This window comes from Oleiphilus sp. HI0117 (assembly GCF_001635235.1).
The window spans coordinates 1-3997 of the sequence record NZ_LWGA01000895.1 but is presented as its reverse complement, the minus strand read 5'-3'; the positions used below and the strand labels follow the sequence as shown (position 1 = coordinate 3997).

Below are 3997 nucleotides of genomic sequence, written 5' to 3'. Positions count from 1 at the left end.
GCTTAAGGTCAAGGTAACCGGCATTACGCGCGGTAGACCTTATTGTATCATCCAAGTCCAACTCATCAGCTGCCCCCTGACGAGCGAACTTACGCAAACGACGCAGCGCAAGTTTGATATTTCGAATCCCAAGCGTTACATCGCCATCAAGGTCTTTGTAGCCACGCTTCTCCCAAACTTTAACAGCACGACCATTTCGACCGTTTTTCTGTCCAATTCGAAAACCTTCAGGGTTATAGCCATTCGCACCAAAAGGTGATGTACCACCGGTACCAATCATCCGGTTCCCGCCTTGGTGCTTTTTCTTTTGCTGCTCGATCCGCTCTTTAAACGCTTCCATTAGCTCTTCGAGGCCGCCCATGGCTTCGATTTTATCCTTTTCTTCCTGAGTTAAGTTCTTCTCAAACTCTGCCTTGAGCCAATCTTCTGGAATCATTTCTTCGAAGAGATCATCAAGCGCTTCGATTCCCTCAAAATATTTGCCATAGGCGCGATCAAATTTGTCGAAGTTTTTCTCATCTTTTACAAGGCACAAGCGGCTTAAATAGTAAAACTCATCGATATCAGCAAAGACTATATTTTTCTCAAGCGCCTCCATTAAGTCTAAGAACTCCTTAAGCGTTGCTGGAACCTTAGAACGGCGCACTTCCTGAAAAAACTCTATTAACATCGAGATACCTCTTTTCTACTAATACAAACCGATTGCGAGTAAAAAATACTTTTAGGCTAACCCTTGCGCCTTGCCATAAATGCCAAGCGCTGCAGCAAGTGGACATCCTGTTCATTCTTAATCAATGCACCATACAAGGGTGGTATTGCTTTAGAGGGGTCTCGCTCTTGTAGAATTTGTTCGGATACTTCGTCAGCCATCAATAGTTTAAGCCAATCGATCAATTCGCTTGTTGAAGGCTTTTTCTTCAAGCCAGGAACTTTACGCACATCAAAAAACACATCGAGCGCCTCTTTAACCAAGCTCTGCTTCAAGCCGGGGTAGTGAACCTCCACAATTTTCTCCATTGTTTCGTGGTCTGGGAAGTTGATGTAATGGAAAAAGCAGCGTCTTAGGAATGCGTCCGGTAGTTCTTTTTCGTTGTTACTGGTAATCAATACAATTGGTCGATTTTTCGCCACAACACGTTCTTGTGTCTCGTAAACAAAAAATTCCATTTTATCGATTTCAAGAAGCAAATCGTTTGGAAACTCGATATCGGCTTTATCAATTTCATCAATCAATAGCACAACACGCTCTTCTGCTTCGAAGGCTTCCCACAACTTCCCTTTCACTATGTAGTTAGATATATCGTGAACACGGTCATTTCCTAACTGGGAATCTCTTAGACGTGACACAGCATCATATTCGTACAAGCCCTGCTGAGCCTTTGTTGTCGACTTGATGTGCCACTGAATTAAACGCGTGCCAAGTGATTCTGCTAACTGCTCAGCCAGCATAGTTTTACCAGTACCTGGCTCACCCTTAATAAGAAGAGGCTTTTCTAATTGAATCGCAGCATTTACAGCCATCTGTAAATCACCGGTCGCTACATAATCGCTAGTACCCTTAAAACTCATACTAATACCTTTTGATATAGACTCTTTGCCTCAAGCAGCCAAGACAAACTAAAACCAACAAATAGACAGACTGAAACTAAAGCCTGAATAGGAAAAACGTGAATTCTATTCTAGTTTTAAGTGCAACGGAAATCCTGGCAATAGATTATTTCAACAACAGTGTGTTCCAGAAACCATCCATATTGAGTTTTAAGCGCTATAATAAGGTACTAAAGCATGTGGAATTTGTGCAATTAATAACCTTAAATCATCAGTGAGCTCTTCCAATTGAAACAAGTTTTTTTCTTGATAGTGACGTTTATTTGCTTCTTCACCACTACCACAAACGCCCAACAAAGCCCTAGCGAAGTCGGCAATAAACAGACCCACCTTTCCTGCGCCATAATTACCAGCGAACATCTAACAATTTTACAATTATTCCAACGAGGACTACCTCAACAAGTCGCAATTGATTCACTACCAGATATAAGCAGAAAAGCCCGTAAGCGCGTCGAGTATGTGTATCAACTGGCCAAAGATATTGGTACGTTAAACGCCTATTCCGATATCAACACAAATTTTGCCCGCTGTTCAACTCTTGTATACAAGAACAAAGGTCTACCCGCCATAGATTTGGCCGAGCACGCATACTATTTTTGCTCTGGTGAAAACAAACTTCGATTCGAGATTATCCTGCTCATCGACCAGGGACTTTCGCAAGAAAAATTAGAAGCTCAGATTCCTACTACGCATCATAAAGTATTAAAACAGTACCAAAATCTAATAAAACGTAAGGGCACTCTTGCAGCATTTGACCTCACTGCAAACAATCTCAAAGCTTGCTTACAACAAATTGAATAGTTTTTTATTTAAAGTGTTGACTTGGTCGAGCCTCTTCTCTAGTATACGCGCCACTTCGACGGAGAAGCAGTTGCGTCCCCTTCGTCTAGAGGCCTAGGACACCGCCCTTTCACGGCGGTAACAGGGGTTCGACTCCCCTAGGGGACGCCATTTTCCTTCTTAACTTCTCCAATACCTCTCGAATACTTCCAAGAACTTAGTCTCCCCCTAGATATAGATACCAACCCAATCTTTTTACGTTTTTTTGCACCATTTTCCACCTGTTTTTACCCGCGTCAACTAAACTGCTTATAGACAAACTACGCGCCCAACTTATCCGAACAAGTTTTGGTGCGATTTAGGGATTTTCTATTGAGACAAAGTATGACCGATAAAAACGACGTATTACTTGCCAGACAACCAATTTACGACCGTTCAAAAACAGTCACTGGTTACGAGCTACTCTTTCGCAGTGAATGCGACACCCCCATTAGTAGCTTTGATGGCAACCTAGCAACGTCACGGGTTTTACTTAATTTATTTACAGAAAGCGATATATCAAGCATTACGAATAACCTGCCTGCCTATGTCAATTTTACTGCTGAACTCCTGCATAACCCACCACTATTCAACCCTGATACGGTGGTAATAGAAGTACTGGAAAATATCGAAATTACAGACAAGGTTGTTTCCAGCCTAAAAAAGCTTAAACAACGCGGTTTCACGCTAGCACTTGATGACTTTATTATGGATGAACGTTATCAACGCATATTGCCACTGGTAGACATTATTAAACTAGAACTACCTGAAATGGACGATGATGAATTACAGGCAACTATTAAAAACCTTAAGCAGCATGACGTAACTCTTCTGGCGGAAAAGATCGAAACACCTGAGCAATTTAAGCGCTGCCACGAACTTGGCTGCGACCTCTTCCAAGGCTATTTTTTATCCAAGCCCGAGATAATTAAAGGTAAGAAAATCGCTGCAGGAAAAATGGCAATAATTAACCTAATTTCTGAAATTCAAGCACCCGAGATTGATATGGATGGCTTAACCTCCATTATTTCCCGAGACCCGGCACTAAGCTTCAAGCTTCTCAAGCTAATTAACTCTGCCGCCTTTAAACGAAGCAACACCATCGACTCTATTCACAAGGCAGTCACCTTACTGGGCATAGATAAAATTAAGAGCTGGGCCAGCTTGCTGGCATTAAGCAAGTTGGACGACAAGCCCGAAGCGCTGCACTATATGGCGCTGGTACGTGCACTAATGTGTGAAAGGCTATCGGAATATATTGAACCAAGCCTAAAAGACCAGTTTTACACCGTCGGCCTGCTTTCTTGCCTTGATGCATTTTTTGATCAATCACTAAGCGATATCGTCTCTCATATTTCATTAGCACCGGGAATAAATGATGCGCTCACTCTATTAAAAGGTAATGCCGGACTTGCCCTATCCACCACAATTGCCTTTGAACAGTCTGAATGGCAAAAGTTAGACTGGACAGCATTAGCCAAATTCGAGTTAAATGCTAAACAAATCAATGAGATCTATTTCGAATCATCTCGAAAGGCCTTGGAAATTTCTGCAGAGAATTAGTACTCAG

The 3997-nt window shown here is 42.2% G+C and carries 4 protein-coding genes, 1 tRNA gene and 1 pseudogene; 3 read left to right on the top strand and 3 right to left on the bottom strand.

Annotation, left to right across the window (positions count from 1 at the left end; all coding sequences use genetic code 11):
• The 3 genes and pseudogenes from A3757_RS15805 to A3757_RS15795 form a co-directional block, all read right to left on the bottom strand.
• A pseudogene (locus A3757_RS15805) lies at positions 1-670 on the bottom strand (hypothetical protein); the annotation flags it as partial.
• A 56-nt stretch (positions 671-726) separates the two neighbouring features.
• The gene (locus A3757_RS15800; protein WP_068512684.1) at positions 727-1569 is read right to left on the bottom strand and encodes a MoxR family ATPase; all 843 of its coding nucleotides are present in this window, start codon (positions 1567-1569) and stop codon (positions 727-729) included.
• A 189-nt stretch (positions 1570-1758) separates the two neighbouring features.
• Positions 1759-1968 (bottom strand): hypothetical protein, encoded by a 210-nt coding sequence (locus A3757_RS15795; protein ID WP_068512686.1) that lies wholly within the window; start codon positions 1966-1968, stop codon positions 1759-1761.
• Positions 1969-2067: 99 nt separating this feature from the next.
• Between A3757_RS15795 and A3757_RS15790 the strand changes: the two genes are divergently transcribed.
• From A3757_RS15790 to A3757_RS15780, 3 genes are all read left to right on the top strand, one after another.
• Entirely contained in the window at positions 2068-2409 is a 342-nt protein-coding gene (locus A3757_RS15790) for a hypothetical protein (RefSeq protein ID WP_068509768.1), read from the top strand.
• A gap of 74 nt (positions 2410-2483) precedes the next feature.
• A tRNA-Glu gene (locus A3757_RS15785) sits at positions 2484-2559 on the top strand.
• Between the two features lie 213 nt (positions 2560-2772).
• Positions 2773-3990 (top strand): EAL and HDOD domain-containing protein, encoded by a 1218-nt coding sequence (locus A3757_RS15780; RefSeq protein WP_068553238.1) that lies wholly within the window; start codon positions 2773-2775, stop codon positions 3988-3990.
• Positions 3991-3997: the final 7 nt, after the last annotated feature.

Excerpts from the sequence above, each read along its gene's own strand:
- A3757_RS15780 (WP_068553238.1), top strand. The coding sequence starts at position 2,773 with ATGACCGATAAAAACGACGTATTACTTGCCAGACAACCAATTTACGAC.
- A3757_RS15795 (WP_068512686.1), bottom strand. The coding sequence starts at position 1,968 with ATGTTCGCTGGTAATTATGGCGCAGGAAAGGTGGGTCTGTTTATTGCC.
- A3757_RS15800 (WP_068512684.1), bottom strand. The coding sequence starts at position 1,569 with ATGAGTTTTAAGGGTACTAGCGATTATGTAGCGACCGGTGATTTACAG.